Annotated in this window: 14 protein-coding genes; 8 read left to right on the top strand and 6 right to left on the bottom strand. The window is 69.8% G+C overall.

Annotation, left to right across the window (positions count from 1 at the left end):
* Positions 1 to 19 precede the first annotated feature (19 nt).
* A complete protein-coding gene (locus C6Y14_RS15615; protein ID WP_225891097.1) occupies positions 20 to 808 on the bottom strand; it encodes an AfsR/SARP family transcriptional regulator in 789 nt (262 codons plus the stop codon).
* Between the two features lie 467 nt (positions 809 to 1,275).
* Between C6Y14_RS15615 and C6Y14_RS44125 the strand changes: the two genes are divergently transcribed.
* A complete protein-coding gene (locus tag C6Y14_RS44125; protein ID WP_159074260.1) occupies positions 1,276 to 1,440 on the top strand; it encodes a hypothetical protein in 165 nt (54 codons plus the stop codon).
* Positions 1,441 to 1,461: 21 nt separating this feature from the next.
* On the opposite strand, the gene C6Y14_RS15610 is transcribed toward C6Y14_RS44125, so the two are convergent.
* From C6Y14_RS15610 to C6Y14_RS15590, 5 genes are all read right to left on the bottom strand, one after another.
* Positions 1,462 to 2,889, bottom strand: a complete 1,428-nt coding sequence (locus tag C6Y14_RS15610; RefSeq protein ID WP_107017259.1) for a cellulose binding domain-containing protein — start codon at positions 2,887 to 2,889, stop codon at positions 1,462 to 1,464.
* A 106-nt stretch (positions 2,890 to 2,995) separates the two neighbouring features.
* On the bottom strand, positions 2,996 to 4,564 hold the full coding sequence (locus C6Y14_RS15605) for a beta-N-acetylhexosaminidase (protein ID WP_107017258.1): 1,569 nt from the start codon (positions 4,562 to 4,564) through the stop codon (positions 2,996 to 2,998).
* 76 nt (positions 4,565 to 4,640) lie between these two features.
* Positions 4,641 to 5,480 carry a carbohydrate ABC transporter permease gene (locus C6Y14_RS15600; protein WP_107017257.1) on the bottom strand — a complete coding sequence of 280 codons (840 nt, stop codon included), beginning with the start codon at positions 5,478 to 5,480 and terminating at the stop codon, positions 4,641 to 4,643.
* Positions 5,477 to 6,466: a carbohydrate ABC transporter permease gene (locus C6Y14_RS15595; RefSeq protein WP_107017256.1), complete on the bottom strand. Its 990-nt coding sequence runs from the start codon at positions 6,464 to 6,466 to the stop codon at positions 5,477 to 5,479. Before C6Y14_RS15595 ends, C6Y14_RS15600 begins: the two co-directional genes overlap by 4 nt.
* A gap of 178 nt (positions 6,467 to 6,644) precedes the next feature.
* On the bottom strand, positions 6,645 to 7,901 hold the full coding sequence (locus tag C6Y14_RS15590; RefSeq protein ID WP_107017255.1) for an extracellular solute-binding protein: 1,257 nt from the start codon (positions 7,899 to 7,901) through the stop codon (positions 6,645 to 6,647).
* A gap of 357 nt (positions 7,902 to 8,258) precedes the next feature.
* Between C6Y14_RS15590 and C6Y14_RS15585 the strand changes: the two genes are divergently transcribed.
* The 7 genes from C6Y14_RS15585 (at position 8,259) to C6Y14_RS15555 (ending at position 15,488) form a co-directional block, all read left to right on the top strand.
* On the top strand, positions 8,259 to 9,098 hold the full coding sequence (locus tag C6Y14_RS15585; protein ID WP_107017254.1) for a GntR family transcriptional regulator: 840 nt from the start codon (positions 8,259 to 8,261) through the stop codon (positions 9,096 to 9,098).
* 178 nt (positions 9,099 to 9,276) lie between these two features.
* Positions 9,277 to 9,861: a TerD family protein gene (locus C6Y14_RS15580; RefSeq protein ID WP_107017253.1), complete on the top strand. Its 585-nt coding sequence runs from the start codon at positions 9,277 to 9,279 to the stop codon at positions 9,859 to 9,861.
* Positions 9,862 to 10,025: 164 nt separating this feature from the next.
* Positions 10,026 to 11,321: an MFS transporter gene (locus C6Y14_RS15575; RefSeq protein WP_107017252.1), complete on the top strand. Its 1,296-nt coding sequence runs from the start codon at positions 10,026 to 10,028 to the stop codon at positions 11,319 to 11,321.
* Positions 11,322 to 11,380: 59 nt separating this feature from the next.
* Positions 11,381 to 11,962 carry a sugar O-acetyltransferase gene (locus C6Y14_RS15570; protein ID WP_107017251.1) on the top strand — a complete coding sequence of 194 codons (582 nt, stop codon included), beginning with the start codon at positions 11,381 to 11,383 and terminating at the stop codon, positions 11,960 to 11,962.
* An 11-nt stretch (positions 11,963 to 11,973) separates the two neighbouring features.
* Positions 11,974 to 12,522, top strand: a complete 549-nt coding sequence (locus C6Y14_RS15565) for a TetR/AcrR family transcriptional regulator (protein ID WP_107017250.1) — start codon at positions 11,974 to 11,976, stop codon at positions 12,520 to 12,522.
* An 81-nt stretch (positions 12,523 to 12,603) separates the two neighbouring features.
* Positions 12,604 to 13,017, top strand: coding sequence for a VOC family protein (locus C6Y14_RS15560; protein ID WP_107017249.1), 414 nt, complete (start codon positions 12,604 to 12,606; stop codon positions 13,015 to 13,017).
* An 80-nt stretch (positions 13,018 to 13,097) separates the two neighbouring features.
* The gene (locus C6Y14_RS15555; protein ID WP_107017248.1) at positions 13,098 to 15,488 is read left to right on the top strand and encodes an ATP-binding cassette domain-containing protein; all 2,391 of its coding nucleotides are present in this window, start codon (positions 13,098 to 13,100) and stop codon (positions 15,486 to 15,488) included.
* Positions 15,489 to 15,491: the final 3 nt, after the last annotated feature.

The raw sequence follows: 15,491 nt of genomic DNA, 5'->3' as shown, positions 1-15,491 counted from the left end.
AGGTGCGGTTCCGCACGCGTCAGGTTCTGGCGGCCGCGGGCTCCCGCCGGCCGGGGATGACCGCGGAGGGGAGCGTCAGTGACGGGTCCTGGGCGAGGATCTCCGTGTGGCGGCGCTGGAGCAGCGCGCCCGGCCGGACTCCCAGCTCCTCGTCCAGCCGCCTTCTGGCCCACTGGAACAGATCCAGGGCCTCGCCCTGCCGGCCGGTCCGGTACAGCGCCAGCATGAGCAGTTCGCAGAACCGCTCGCGCAGCGGGTACCGGGCGACGAGCTGGCGAAGTTCCGCGATAGCGCCCGCGTCGTCCCCCACGGCCAGATAGGCGCTGACCAGGTTCTCCCAGGCCGTGAGCCGGCGTTCGTCGAGAAGGGCGGCCGCGCCGCGGGCCCGCAGTCCGTCACCGGCGTCGAGCAGCGCGGGTCCCTGCCAGAGCCCGAGGGCCTGCTGCAGGAGCTCAAGCGAGCGTTCCGGGCGGACCGGCAGCTCGGCGGCCCCTCGCGCGGCCAGGCCGAGAAACCTGTTGCTGTCGACGCACTCGGGCGGCACTTCGAGAAGGTAGCCGTTGTGCACGGCCCGCAGGACGGTGGCGCCCTGGCGCTGCTCGGCGGAGCCGACGATCACTTTGCGCAGCCGGGTCGCATGCGCCTGTAAGGCATTTCGGGTGTTGCCCACCAGATGCCCGGACCACAGTTCTTCCGCCAGGTCCTCATTCGATACGGCCCGGCCGGCCTCCAGCGCGAGAAGGGCGAGAAATGCCCGTACCTTGTTGGCACGTATGGTGTGATGCTTGCCGTTCATGCTGATGGACACTGGTCCCAGAATGTTGATCCGCAAGCTGTTCCCCCGTTGAGTGCTGCGCGACGTGCTGCTGCATGGAGAGACCGGCGTGAATTCCGCGCTGTTTCGGAAAGCGCGGCCGAAAACTGCTGGGGTTCAGTATTTCAGCCCTTCTGGCGCATGTCATCGATCAGCCGGTCGATTTCCCCCGTACACATCCGGTCGAGTCCGGCGGCACGGTCGGCTCAACCTTTCGTTGAGACGGTCGGCGACCGGAGTCGACGAACGGTTGACTGCGGTGGGAGGACGGGGGAGCGACACCTCGGCCGTTCGGACGAGTGCCGGTGGGGCGCGGTCCGGAGGGGCTACTGGGAAACGCGCGGAATCACGGCAGAGGGTTGCTCCGGCTGTTCCCCGCTGCCGCAGGGGGTTGCTCGCACCACGGAAGCGGGGGACAGCCGGAGCGAGAAACGCCGGCCACACCTCTGGCGTGCTGGTGCATGACGTCCCGGGAGCCGCACCGAACGGACAGGACCGACACCTCACGCCGCACCGTGCTCGCACTCGGCACCGCCGCGGCCGCCACGCCCTTGCTCGGCACCTACGAACAGGCCAGCAGAGCCCGACGTCCGCCGACCTACCGGCCGGCGGACGTCGGTTTCTGACGACTGACGAGGGGCGGGCGGTCAGCTGCCGGGCACGGTGTCCTGGAAGGTGGTGCCCGCGCTGCGGTAGGCGTTCAGCCTCGTGGTGACCTGCGCGGGCGTGAGGACCTGGTCCTTGACGTGCAGGACGTAGTCCACCTGCTGGTCGTACGCCCGCGCGGTGGTGCTGGTCTGGCCCGCGAGGTCGATCAGCCACTGGTTGAAGTTGATCGACATGGGCCGCTCCGGCAGATACGCGGAGCCGTGCGTACCGAAGAGCTGACCGTCGATGTAGTACTTGATGCTGTTGTTGTCGATGGTCAGTACCAGGTCGTGCCAGCCGCTGAAGCTCCGCCTCGACTCGGTGTGTTCGTTGACGGCCACCCACGGCTCGGCCTGGTAGGTCTCCCAGGACGTCGTGTAGAGGATGTTGGACGGCTCGCCCCAGCCGCCGTTGGGCAAATACTCGAAGTCGTACTCGGAGTAGTCGTCCGCCAGCGGCGCCTTGAGGTCGTTGATGGTGAAGAACGTCTGGACGAGGCGGTCGCCGTCCGGGCCGTACTTGGGGGCGTCGTTGAACCGGACCCGTGCCGCGTAGGTGCCGTTCTTGAACTTCGTCGCCTTGGTGAGGATCTCGGTCTGCTTGGTGCTCGCCGCGGTGCCGGCGGTCGAGGTCTCCAGGTTCATGATGGAGTTGCCGCCCGTGGTGGCGAAGGTGACCTTGTCGGGTGCCCAGGTCGCGCCGGGCACGCCGGGGCCACCGGAGTTGGAGCGTACGTTCCAGCCGTTCGCCGAGATCCGCGGGTCGCTGTGGCCGCTGTAGTTGAAGTCGTCGAACAGCGTGGCGGCGTCGGCCGGGGGATCGGTCGGCGGGTCGGTGGGCGGATCCGTCGGCCCGTTGCCCGCGGGCGCCTGGCCCCACACGGTGGTGCCGCCCAGCGTCGCGGTGACCTTGGACCAGTCGCCGTAGGACGTCTGGGAGGCGCCGAAGGAGTAGTCGTCGCTCTGGTTCAGCGACGCCCAGGTCGACTGGTAGAAGCGGAGTTGCAGGTCGCCCGTGTCGGCGCCCGGGGCGAGCGACCCCGCCCCGGAGGTGAAGCCGATCTCCAGATAACGGTCGGCCGTGGCGGTCGGGTTGGCGAGCGTGCCGAAGGTGCCCGTGACGTTGGCGCAGCCCGTGACCGCCCAGGAACAGGCGAAGCGGTAGCTCGCGCCCGCCGACTCGGCCTTGAAGTAGTACCGGACCTTGACGCTGCTCAACTGCACGGTCGCGGTACCGGTGTTCTTCACCTTGAACCACGGTTCGGCCTGGTCGGCACCGGATCCGGTGGCGCTCGTACGGTACTGGACGCTCAGTCCGTCGGCGGCCGCGCTCGCGGGGGACGGGAGCGCGGTGAGCGCGGCGGCGCCCATGGCCACCGCGACAGCGGTGTGGGCGGTGGCGCGCAGCCGATTCTTGGCGAATCTCATGGTGGTTCCTCTCCAGAAAGGTGGGGTGATTCCCGGAAACGGACGGGTCGGGGGGGGAGGGGCGGATCGGGGAAGGGACGGGTGGGGGTGGGGGTAGGGAATGGGGTCAGGGGTGGTGCCGGACGCCGAGCGCGTCCAGCCGGGCCATGTGCCCGTCGAGCCGGGACCGGAAGTCGGACCAGTCGGTGGCGCCGCTCCAGCCGCGCTCCGCGAGGGCGCACAGCCGCGGATAGGTGAGGTATTCGATGTGCGCGGGCGTCGGGACGAACTCGGTCCACAGCTGGGCCTGCGTGCCGAGCACCCGCCCGGCTACCTCCGCGTCCGCTTTCTCGGGCACCGGGTCGTGGTCGTGGACGGCGCGCAGATCGACGACGGCTCCCGGCTGGGCCTGCGGTTCCTTCGGGTCGTCGGACTGGGCGTAGTCGAGATAGGTGGCCCGGTGATGCGCGTTGACGACGGAGTGGCCGCGGCGGGCCGCCGTCAGGGTGTGGGCCGGATCGCGCCAGGTCATCACGGTGAACTCGGGGGGCAGTTCGGCCCCGGTCTCGGCCCAGCCGACCGGCTTGCGCCCGTTCCTGACGACGTGCTCGCCGACCTTCCCGAGGAACCAGCCGTGCAGCGCCTCGGGACCCGACAGGCCCTCCGCCGCCGCTCGCTCCCGTGCGGCGGCACTGTGCGTCCACTCGCCGGTAGGGCACTCCTCGCCGCCGAGGTGGATGTACGGCGACGGGAAGACGTCCATGACCTCGTCGAGGACACCGCGGCAGAAGTCGAGGACCTCGTCGTGGACGCCGAGGACGGTGTCGCACACACCCCAGCGCGTCCACACGTCGAGGGCCCGCTCGGGGTGGTTGCCCAGGGAGGGATAGGCGGCCAGGGCGGCACGTACATGCCCGGGCATCTCGATCTCCGGCATGACGGTGACACCGCGAGCCGTGGCGTACCGGACCAGCTCGGTGAGTTCCGCCCGCGTGTACGCCCCGCCGTGCGGGATCCCGTCGTACGTGCCGCTGCCGGCCGGGCCCCGCTGGGACTCGGCGCGGTGGCCGCCGATCTCGGTGAGCTTGGGGTGACTGGCGATCGGCATGCGCCAGCCCTGGTCGTCGGTGAGGTGGAGGTGGAAGACGCTGATCTTGTGCAGGGCGAGCAGGTCGACGTACCGGCGCAGATAGGAGACGGGCTGGAAGTGGCGTGCCACGTCCAGCATCGCGCCGCGCCAGGGGTGACGCGGGACGTCGGTGATGTCGGCGCACGGCAGCAGCCACCGGGTGACACGCTGCGGGTTCGCCGACAGGGCGGCCGGGGGCAGGAGTTGGCGGACCGTCTGGATGCCGCGGAGCAGACCGGTGGGGTGTGCGGCGCGCAGCAGCACGGCGTCCGGGTCGACGGTGAGGACGTAACCCTCTTCGCCCAGGCCACCGAAGCCGCCCAGTTCACCGCCACCGCCCGGCTCACCGGAACCGGGGTCGAGCGCCAGGGTGAACCGCCCGTCCGGGGAGGGGTGCAGGGGCAGCCCGGTGGCGGGGGCGAGCAGGGTGCGAAGCAGTTGCGCGGCGGGTTCGGCGCCTTCGCCGATCCGCAGCGCCGTGTCGGCGTCGAGCGTGAAGTGTCCTGGCCGGAACGCGGCCTCGGTCGGGCGGGGGACGAGGGTGGGCGCGGGTGGCTGTGCGGGCACGGATCGCCTCCGGAGCTGAGTACGGCGGGGGTGCACGGGAGTACGTGGGGAATGCGCGTGGGGGAGTGGCCGGGGGTCAGCCCTTGACCGCGCCCGCGGCGAAACCGGACGTGACATGGCGCTGGAGCAGCAGGAACACCACGAGCGCCGGGGCCGCGAAGAGGGTCGAGGCGGCCATGGTGGCGCCCCAGTCGGTGCCGAAGACGTTCTGGAAGGAGGACAGCCACACGGGCAGGGTGCGGTTGTCCTGCTGTTTGATGATGAGGAAGTTGGCGTAGGCGAACTCGTTCCAGGCGGTGATGTAGCCGAACAGCGAGGTGGCCATGAGTCCCGGTGCCAGCAGCGGGAACGCGATGTGCCGGAACGCGCCGAGCCGGGTGCACCCGTCGACCTGCGCGGACTCCTCCAGCTCCGGTGGGATCGTGCCGATGAAGCCGCGCAGCACGATGACCGTGAAGGGCAGGGTCATCATGAAATAGACGAGGGTCAGGGTCGGCAGCCGGTCCAGCATGCCGGTGTCCCGGGAGATGATGTAGACCGGGATGATCAGTGACTCCCAGGGCGCCATCTGGGCGATGAAGACCATGAGCATGAACTGCCGGCGCCCCTTCCACCGCATCCGCGCCACCGCGTAGGCGGAGCCGAGCGCCACGACGAGGGAGAGCAGGACGGCGCTCAGCGTGACGAGGAGGCTGTTGCGCCAGAACAGACCGAAGCCGTCGGCGCCGACAGCCGTGCGGAAGTGGTCGAGCGTCCATGTCCGCGGGACGAGCCGCGGGCTGTCGGACTGGATGTCGCGGGCCGGGGTGAACGCGGTCGCGACCATCCAGTAGACCGGGAACAGACAGAGCGCGACCGTGACGGCGGCGGCGGCGTTGAGGGGAATGCGGCGCATACGGGGGCGCGTCGTGGTCATGCGAGCTCGTCCTCCTGGCGGAACATCTGGCGGAAGTAGAGGACGAGCACGCCCGACATCAGCACGACGGTCACGATGGAGGCCGCCGACCCGAGGTCGTAACGCTGGCTCGACAGGGCGGTCTGCACCGCGTACACGGGCAGGATCGTGGTCGCGTCGCCGGGGCCGCCGTTGGTCATCACCCAGATCTGGACGAACGCCTTGAACGTCCAGATCACTTCGAGCGAGAACACCAGCAGGAAGATCGGCCGGACGACCGGGAAGGTGATGGAACGGAAGATCCGCGCCCCCGACGCCCCGTCGAGCCGCGCCGACTCGTACAGCTCGACGGGGACGGTGGTGAGGGCCGAGTACAGAGTGATCGCCGCGAACGGCACGGACTGCCACACGACGAGCGCGACCAGGATGGCGAACGCGGCCGGCCCGTGCGCGAACCAGGCGTAGCGGTCGAAGGACGTGAACCCCAGGTCGGTCAGTACCGCGTTGACGATGCCGAACTCCGAGTGGAACAGCCACTGGAAGACGGTGGTCGCCGCGATGACGGGCATCGCCCAGGTCAGGACGAGTGAGCTGAGGACCGCGAACCGGCCGAACCGGCCGAGCCGCTCGATCATCAGCGCGACCAGGGTGGACAGCACCATGATCAGGACGACGTTGACCGCCATGAAGAGGAAGGTGCGGCGCACGACCTCCCAGAAGCGGCTGTCGCCCAGCAGCGTCCCGTAGTTGTCGAGTCCGACGAACCGCGCGTCACCCAGGATGAGCTGGCGCAGTCCGAAGTCCTGCAGGGAGATCACCACCGCGCGGACCAGCGGATGGACGAGCAGGTAGAGCGTGCCGAGGACGGCGGGTGCGATCAGGACGTACGGCCAGACGCCGGGCCCGCCGTCCTTCGACGGGCGGCGCGGTCCTGGGCCGGGGGAGCGCCGGGGGCGCCCGGCGCTCGGAGGGGGGTGGTGCGCGGTCTGCTCTCGGACGGCCGTCACGGCACACTTCCTCCAGCGCGGCACCGGCACGGACGGCCGGTGCGGGGACGGTTGAGGGGCGACCGGTTCGGGATCGGCCGAGTTCGGAAGCCTGGCGGTGCGGGAGCCAGGTGGCTCAGGGGCCGGTGGGCGCGGGAGCCGGACGCCTCGTACGGCACCGGTCCGGGAGCCGGCCGGTTCAGGTGCCGGAGTTCATCGCCGTGGTGATGGCCTCGGACGCCTTGGCGGCTTCCTTTCGCGCGTCGCCTCCGGTGAGTACGGCGGTCAGATAGTCCTTGATCGGGTTCTTGGCCTCGACGGCGGCCCAGCCGGGAGTGTTGGGTGTGGCGTGGCCTTCGGCGGCGCCGACCGCCATCGCCGAGGCGCCCGGATCGGAGGCGACCGCGCCGGACAGGGTGGTCTTGTTCGGTACGTAGCTCATGGCGACGGCGAGCTTCTTCTGCCAGGTGTCGCCGGTGAGTTCCTTGACGAAGGTGTAGGCCGCGTCCTGCTTGGCGGAGGCCGTGGGGATGACGAGGTCCGAGCCGCCGGTGAAGACGGCGCCGGGCACGTCGGCGGTCTTCCCCGGGATCGGGAAGAAGCCGAGCTTGTCCTTGAGCGCGGGGTTGTTCTCGACGACCGTTTTGGCGCCGCCCGGGGACGAGATGATCTGGGCGACCTTCCCCTTGGCCATCACGTCCGCCTGCGGGGGAGTCGCCTCGTCCGAGTCCTTGGGACCCCTGCCGAGTGCCTGCAGCTTCTTGTAGAACTCCATGCCGCGGACGGCCTCGGGGGTGTCCAGCGAGCCCTTCCACTTACCGCCGGACTCGGTGGCGAGGTCGCCGCCCTCGTCCCAGACGAAGCCCGCGAGGGTGTACCAGTTCTGGCCGGGCAGGTAGATGCCCTGCGTACCACCGGTGTTGAGCTTCCTGGTGGCCGCGGTCCACTGGTCACGGGTCCTGATCGTGGCCGGGTCGACGCCCGCCTTCTCGAAGAGGTCGGTGCGGTAGACGACGACGCGGTTGGCGGCGTAGTACGGGATCCCGTACTGCTTGCCCTCGAAGGCGCCGGGCTCGGCGAGGCCCTTGAGCCAGTCCTTCCCGCCGAGTTCGCCGACCTTGTCGCTGAGGTCGAGCAGGCCCCCGCTCTGCGCGAACTGGGCGACCTGGGTGTTGCCGGTCTCGATGACGTCGGGTGCGTCGGTGCTGGCGAGGGCCGCCGTGACCTTCTCGCCGATGCCGTCCCACTCCTGGATCTGCACCTTGACCTGGATGTCGGGGTGAGCCGCCTCGAAGCTCTTGACGAAGTCCTTCTGGAACTGGTCCGAGACGCTGTCGCGCATCAGCCAGACGTCGATGGCGGTGCTCCCGTCGGAGGCGTCGGAGGAACTGCTGCAGGCACTCAGCCCGGCGGTCACGACGAGCGCGGACACACCGGCGAACAAGCGGAGCTTCACGGTTCACCTCTGGAGGACATGAGCAGACCACCTGACCAGTGAAGCCCACTGGACAGCTCACCTCTCGATGCGGGGATGAAACTGGCATAGACCAATCAGGAACGTCAACCCCTTGTGCTGCATGGGTTGTTGGCGCCCGGAAGGGCCGGTACTCGGGCGTCGATCCATAGACAGCGGTTACACTTCGCCCGACCAGGAGTGACGCCGCGCCCGACAACTGGTCAACTGGTAAGGGGGATGTCGCGCACGACGGCAGGAGAGGCACAGCATGAGGGGCGCAACATGTGGGGGCACAGCGTGGAGGGCGCGTCATGAGGGGCACGTCATCAGGGGGAGCGGCATGAGGGTGGGAGCGGCATGAGGGAAGACGCATCGGGTGCGGTGCTGAAACGGGAGCGGGTCCGCGACTTCGTCCTCGACCTCGTCGAGTCGCGCAGCCCGGGTGACGCGATCCCCTCCGAGCGCTCCCTGTGCGCCCGCCTGGGAGTGTCCCGCCCGACCCTGCGCGCGGCGGTCGACGAGCTCGTGGCCGCGGGCCTCCTGGTCCGCGAGCACGGCCGGGGCATGTTCGTCGCACCCGAGAAGATCACCCAGGAACTGGTCTCCGGCCGGCAGAGCATGACGGCACCTCAGGCCTCCGGCGCCTGGTCGAGCCGCCTGCTGGAGTTCACCACCTTCGCGGCCGGCGCGCGCGTGGGCCGCAAACTCCGGATGTCACCCGCCGCCGAGATCGTCTACGTGGCACGGCTGCGCCTGGTCGACGGCGCCCCCATGGCCATCGAGCATCTGCACATCAGGGCCGATCTGGTCCCCACCCTGTCCGCACAGGAACTGGAGGCCGGTGACCTCTACGAGCACCTGCGCGAACAGCACGGCGTACACGTCCAGGAGGCCGTGCAGGCCATCGAGCCGACCGTCGTCACCCGTGCCGAGGCCGAACTGCTCGACGTTCCCGAACTGTCCCCGGCGCTGCTCTTCGAACGACTCACCTCGGACACCACCGGCCGCCCGGTCGAATACGTCCACTCGATCTACCGCGGCGACCGCTACCGCATCGTCTCCCGCCTCACCCTCGACCCCTCCGCCACCGAGCCACCGACCCGCCTCGGCCACCACCCCGGCATCCCCCCGGGCGACTTCGCCCACCGCGAGACGATCGCGTCCTCCACACGGGGGGACATCCAGACGGGGCAGTGAGCCGTCAAATGAGGGCGCGAGGGCGCGAGGAGGGGACGGATCGCCCGATGGGCGTATCGGGGTGCCTGTGACCCGAGCGGGGCGGGGATCTGGTGATTCGCGTGGGTCCCGGGCTATGTGGTGTGACACGGGGGAGGCACACTGCATACAGGCATTCTCACGATCAAGAGGAACAGGCATGATCACGCTTACGAAGGAAGACGGCCCCGCGGACCTCGACGGAGTGACCCACCTGTCGATCGGTGTGTCCTGGGACCCGACCGTCGGCGCCAGCGGCGGACTGATCGGCAAGCTGCGCCAGAAGACCGGCACGGACCTCGATCTGATCGCCATCGCCATGCAGGGCTCGGACCCGGTCCGGCTGGCGGGTCTGGACTCCCTGGACCCGCTGGGCAACGGCTCGTTGGTGCACACAGGCGACAACCAGACCGGCAAGGGCGCCGGTGACGACGAGACGGTGACCGTCGAGTTCGCCCGTGTCCCGACGAACATCACCTCGATCGTCTTCGTCGCCGCCGCCTACAAGAAGAGCAGTTCCTTCCAGAAGGCGCGGAACATCAGCTTCAAGGTGTACGACGCCAGCGGTGGCAGCACGCAGCAGGTCGCGGACATCTGGCCGAGCCTCCTCAGCAACGACAACGGCTGCGCCGTCGCCAAGGCGATCCGGGTCGGCGGGGCCTGGAAGCTGCAGGTGATCAACGAGACCGGGAAGATCAAGCAGGGCGACGAGCAGGCCCTGATGCGCTTCGCCGCGAGCAAGTAGGTCACGCGCGGAAGCGATCGCGTGAAAGAGATCGCGCAGTGGCGATCGCGCACAGGCGGGACGGGGCGGGACCGGCGCACATGCCGGTCCCGCCCCGCCGTGTGTCCTGACCTGCCGGATATTGAGAGTGTACGTTCGTACGCTCCCGCTATAGGCTCACCCTCATGACTGTTGACGTACTGCGCCGACCCGCGTCGGCCGAACGGCAGGCCCGGGTGGCCGTCGCCGTGCTGTTCTTCACCAACGGAGCCCTGTTCGCCAACCTCCTGCCGAGGTATCCGCAGATCAAGGCGGATCTAGGCATAGGGAACGCGGCCTACGGTCTGGCCGTCGCCGCGTTCCCGGCCGGTGCCATCGCGGCCGGTCTCGCCGCGGGAGTGGTGATCCGTCGGATGGGTTCGGCGCGGGCGGCGGTAGCCGGCACCCTGCTGACCGGTGCGGGCATCCTCGTCGCGGGTCTGGCCGACTCGGTCGTGCTCTTCGCGGCGGCGCTGTTCCTGGCCGGAGCGATGGACGCGGTCACCGATGTGGCGCAGAACGCCCACGGACTGCGCGTGCAGCGACGCTACGGACGTTCCATCATCAACTCCTTCCACGCTATCTGGTCCATCGGCGCCGTCGCCGGCGGATCCATGGCCGCCGCGGCCATAGCGCTCGACCTCTCGCGCGGGCAGCATCTGGCGATCTCGGGTGTGGTGTTCGCGGTGGCCGCGTGCGTCGCCCTGCGGTTCTGCCTTTCCGGCCCCGAGACCGAGACCGAGACCGAGACCGAGGACGAGGCCGGTGCCGGTGCCGGGGCCGAGCCCGTGGCGGACCTCGGGCCGGCGGCGGGCCCGACGTCCAAGTCCGGTCCCGACGACCGTGCAGGGCGGCGGACCGGGCGTCCGACGCCGGGCCGGCGTACCGCGTACGTACTGGCCGCCCTCGTGCTCATCGCCACGGCCGGCACCCTCGTCGAGGACGCGGGCAGTTCCTGGGCCGCGCTCTACCTGTCCGGCTCGCTGTCCGCGTCCGTGACGCTGGCCGCCTCCGGCTACATCGCCCTGGTCGGGGCCCAGTTCGTCGGCCGCATCATCGGCGACCGGCTCGTCGACAAGTTCGGCCAGCGCACGGTGGCCCGCGCCGGCGGCCTCATCGTCGTGGCCGGTATGGGCCTGGCGCTGGCCGTGCCCACGGTGCCCGGCACGATTCTCGGGTTCGCCGCCGCCGGGTTCGGCGTGGCGACCCTGGTCCCCGCGGCCATGCACGAAGCCGACGAACTGCCCGGCCTCAAGCCCGGCTCGGGACTGGCCATCGTCTCCTGGCTGATGCGCCTGGGCTTCCTGCTCTCCCCGCCGGTCGTCGGCCTCGTCGCGGACGCGGCCAGCCTGCGGGTGGGTCTGCTCGTGGTGCCCCTCGCCGGTCTGCTCGTGCTCCTGCTCGCCGGAGTGCTGCAGCCCAGGCGCCGCAAGGGCCTGTAACCACCCCGACGTGCAGGTTTCCCGGGCCTCGGTCCGACGTCGAGTGTACGATCGTACGCATGCCGACGGACTACTTCGCCCAGGATCCCCGTACGAATCTCGAACGCATGATGGCGGGCGATCACTACATCGCCGACGACCCGGAGATCGTCCGCCGGTACGAGCGAGCCGTGCGGCTGGCCGCCCGCTATCAGGCCGCCTATCTCGAAGACACCGAGGCGGCCCGCCCGATCCTCGCCGAACTGCTCGGCTCCCTCGGACCCGACGTACACCTGCGGCCACCGCTGTACGTCGACTACGGCAGCAACATCACGATCGGCGCGCGCACCTTCGTCAACTACAACCTGACCGCCCTGGACGTCGCGGCGATCACCATCGGCGAGGACTGCCAGATCGGCCCGAACGTCCAACTGCTCACCCCCACCCACCCCTTGGAGCCCGAGCCCCGGCGCGACAAGCTGGAGGCCGCCCGGCCGATCACCATCGGGAACAACGTGTGGCTGGGGGGAGGCGCCATCGTGCTGCCCGGTGTGACCATCGGAGACAACTCCGTCATCGGCGCAGGGGCCGTGGTGACGAAGGACGTGCCCGCCGGTGTCGTCGCCGTCGGCAACCCCGCCCGCCCGGTCCGTACCCTCTGAAGGCTTCCGCCATGGCCACCGGACACACCGACCCGCAGCGCCGCGAACGCATCATCGCCGCGACCCTCGACCTCATCGCCGAGGAGGGGATCGCCAGCGTCTCCCACCGGAAGATCGCTGCCCGCGCCGCTGTCCCCCTGGGGTCGATGACGTACCACTTCAGCGGCATGGACGAGCTGCTCCGGGACGCGTTCACCCGCTTCGCCGACCACATCGTCGCCGTCTTCGACGCCCACCTCGCCGCCCCGGCCGACCGTGACCAGGCGCGACAGGCGGTGGCGGACCTGGTCCATGTGCTGTCGGAGGGAAGCCAGCGCGATCTCGTCCTCACCCAGGAGCTGTACACCCTCGCCGCACGCCGGCCGGTCTACCGCGAGCTGACCCATGAGTGGATGGGCCGCAGCCGCACCCATCTGGAGAAGCACTTCGACCCGGACACCGCACGCCAACTCGACGCCCTGATCGAGGGGCTGACCCTCCACCGGGCCCTGGACAACGAGCCCCACGACCGTGCCCTGACCCTTGAGGCGATCACCCGCATCACCACTCCTGGCAGGTAGGGACGCCGGTTGGGCGCGCGGCGCCGGATCGATCAGGAATCGAGAAGCGCCGACCCGGGTGCCGCGTCTAGCGTGACTGCCATGGACGTCACCCTGTACGCGAGCTTCCTCCCGCACACCGATCCGGACGCGTCCCTGGCCTTCTACCGGGACGCCCTCGGCTTCGAGGTCCGCGACGACGTCGGCCACGGCGCGACGCGTCGGATCACGGTCGGGGCCGCCGGCCGGTCCGGCCCGTCCCTCGTCCTGGAGCCGCCGGTCACCGACCCCGGCGTCACCGAGGACGAGCGCCGGACCGTCGCGGAGATGATGGCGAAGGGCGCGTACGCGGGCATCCTCCTGGCCACCCCCGACCTCGACGCCACCTTCGAGCGGATACGGGCGGCGGGCAGCGGCCAGGTCCTCCAGGAGCCGGCCCAGCAGCCGTACGGCGTCCGGGACTGTGCCTTCCTCGATCCCGCGGGCAACATGATCCGCATCCAGGAGCGGCGCTGAACGGTCCGGCGGGCGCAGCAGGTGAACAGGTCAACAGGTCAACAGGTCGACAGAGCGACAGATCAACAGATGGAGACATGATGAGCATGGCCCCGAGGACGGACACGCGGTCGTCCGCGCCGCACGCCGCCGACAGTCATGACCTGATCCGCGTGCACGGCGCACGCGAGAACAACCTCAAAGACGTCAGCATCGAGATCCCCAAGCGCCGCCTGACTGTGTTCACCGGTGTCTCCGGGTCGGGCAAGAGCTCACTGGTGTTCAACACGATCGCCGCCGAGTCGCAGCGGATGATCAACGAGACCTACAGCGCCTTCGTGCAGGGCTTCATGCCGACCCTGGCCCGCCCCGAGGTCGACGTCCTCGACGGGCTGACCACCGTGATCACCGTCGACCAGCAGCGGATGGGCTCCGACCCGCGCTCGACCGTGGGCACCGCCACCGATGCCAACGCGCTGCTGCGCATCCTCTTCAGCCGCCTCGGCACACCGCACATCGGCCCGCCCAGCGCGTACTCCTTCAACACCGCCTCGGTCCGGGCCAGCGGCGCGATCACCGTCGAGCGCGGTGCCAAGAAGACGGTGAAGGCGACCTTCAACCGCACCGGCGGCATGTGTACGCGCTGCGAGGGCCGGGGCTCGGTCTCCGACATCGACCTCAGCCGGCTCTACGACGACTCCAAATCCCTCTCCGAGGGCGCGTTCACCATCCCCGGCTGGAAGTCCGACAGCCAGTGGACCGTGCAGGTCTACGCCCAGTCCGGCCTCGTCGACCCGGACAAGCCGATCCGCGAGTACACGAAGAAGCAACTGCAGGACTTCCTCTACGGGGAGCCGTTCAAGGTCAAGGTCAACGGCGTCAACCTCACCTACGAAGGACTGATCCCGAAGTTCCAGAAGTCGTTCCTGTCCAAGGACAAGGAATCGATGCAGCCGCACATCCGGGCGTTCGTGGACCGGGCGGTCACCTTCGCGACCTGCCCCGAGTGCGACGGCACCCGGCTCAGCGAAGGGGCCCGGTCGTCGAAGATCGGCACAGTCTCCATCGCCGACGCCTGCGCGATGGAGATCCGTGACCTGGCCGAATGGGTCCGCGGTCTCGACGAGCCGTCGGTGGCCCCCTTGCTCGCCGCGCTGCAGCAGGCCCTCGACTCGTTCGTGGAGATCGGTCTCGGCTATCTCTCGCTCGACCGGCCCGCGGGCACGCTGTCGGGCGGCGAGGCGCAGCGCGTCAAGATGATCCGCCACCTCGGGTCCTCGCTCACCGACATCACCTACGTCTTCGACGAACCCACCATCGGCCTGCACCCCCATGACATCCAGCGGATGAACGACCTGCTGCTGCGGCTGCGCGACAAGGGCAACACCGTGCTCGTCGTGGAGCACAAGCCGCAGACGATCGCGATCGCCGACCACGTCGTCGACCTCGGCCCCGGCGCGGGCACGGCGGGCGGCACCGTCTGCTTCGAGGGCACCGTGGACGGGCTGCGGGCCAGTGACACGGTCACCGGCCGCCACCTCGACGACCGGGCCACCCTCAGGAAGACGCCGCGCGAGCCCACCGGCTCGCTGGCGATCCGCGGCGCCACGGCGCACAACCTGCAAGGCGTCGACGTGGACATCCCCCTCGGGGTGCTCACCGTCGTCACCGGCGTCGCCGGCTCCGGAAAGAGCTCGCTCGTCCATGGATCGATCCACGACGACGAGGGCGTGGTGTCGATCGACCAGGGCGCCATCCGCGGCTCCAGGCGCAGCAACCCGGCGACGTACACCGGCATGCTCGACCCGATCCGCAAGGCGTTCGCCAAGGCCAACGACGTGAAACCGGCCCTGTTCAGCGCCAACTCCGAGGGCGCCTGCCCCACCTGCAACGGCGTGGGCGTCGTCTACACCGACCTGGCGATGATGGCCGGCGTCGCCACTCCCTGCGAGGAGTGCGAGGGGAAGAGGTTCCAGGCCGCGGTCCTCAAGTACCACCTCGGGGGCCGTGACATCAGTGAGGTGCTCGCGATGTCGGTGACCGAGGCCGTGGAGTTCTTCGGCGCCGGCGAGGCGAGCACCCCGGCCGCGCACCGCATCCTGGTACGCCTCGCCGATGTCGGGCTCGGCTACCTCAGCCTCGGCCAGCCGCTCACCACCCTCTCCGGCGGCGAGCGTCAGCGGCTCAAGCTCGCCACGCACATGGGCGACAAGGGCGGGGTGTACGTCCTCGACGAGCCGACCACCGGCCTCCACCTCGCCGATGTCGAGCAGCTGCTCGGCCTGCTCGACCGGCTCGTCGACTCCGGCAAGTCCGTCATCGTCGTCGAGCACCACCAGGCGGTCATGGCGCACGCCGACTGGATCATCGACCTCGGCCCCGGCGCGGGCCACGACGGCGGCCGGATCGTCTTCGAAGGCACCCCGGCCGACCTGGTCGCCGCCCGCTCCACCCTCACGGGCGAACACCTCGCGGCGTACGTGGGCGACTGACCG

Source organism: Streptomyces dioscori, from assembly GCF_003024195.1.
GTDB lineage: Bacteria > Actinomycetota > Actinomycetes > Streptomycetales > Streptomycetaceae > Streptomyces > Streptomyces dioscori.
This window is presented reverse-complemented; position numbering and strand designations above follow the sequence as displayed.

Bases quoted from the DNA above. Each gene is read 5' to 3' on its own strand.
- C6Y14_RS44125 (WP_159074260.1), top strand. From the start codon at position 1,276: ATGACGTCCCGGGAGCCGCACCGAACGGACAGGACCGACACCTCACGC.
- C6Y14_RS15610 (WP_107017259.1), bottom strand. From the start codon at position 2,889: ATGAGATTCGCCAAGAATCGGCTGCGCGCCACCGCCCACACCGCTGTC.
- C6Y14_RS15600 (WP_107017257.1), bottom strand. From the start codon at position 5,480: ATGACCACGACGCGCCCCCGTATGCGCCGCATTCCCCTCAACGCCGCC.
- C6Y14_RS15585 (WP_107017254.1), top strand. From the start codon at position 8,259: ATGAGGGAAGACGCATCGGGTGCGGTGCTGAAACGGGAGCGGGTCCGC.
- C6Y14_RS15580 (WP_107017253.1), top strand. From the start codon at position 9,277: ATGATCACGCTTACGAAGGAAGACGGCCCCGCGGACCTCGACGGAGTG.
- C6Y14_RS15575 (WP_107017252.1), top strand. From the start codon at position 10,026: ATGACTGTTGACGTACTGCGCCGACCCGCGTCGGCCGAACGGCAGGCC.
- C6Y14_RS15570 (WP_107017251.1), top strand. From the start codon at position 11,381: ATGCCGACGGACTACTTCGCCCAGGATCCCCGTACGAATCTCGAACGC.
- C6Y14_RS15565 (WP_107017250.1), top strand. From the start codon at position 11,974: ATGGCCACCGGACACACCGACCCGCAGCGCCGCGAACGCATCATCGCC.
- C6Y14_RS15560 (WP_107017249.1), top strand. From the start codon at position 12,604: ATGGACGTCACCCTGTACGCGAGCTTCCTCCCGCACACCGATCCGGAC.
- C6Y14_RS15555 (WP_107017248.1), top strand. From the start codon at position 13,098: ATGAGCATGGCCCCGAGGACGGACACGCGGTCGTCCGCGCCGCACGCC.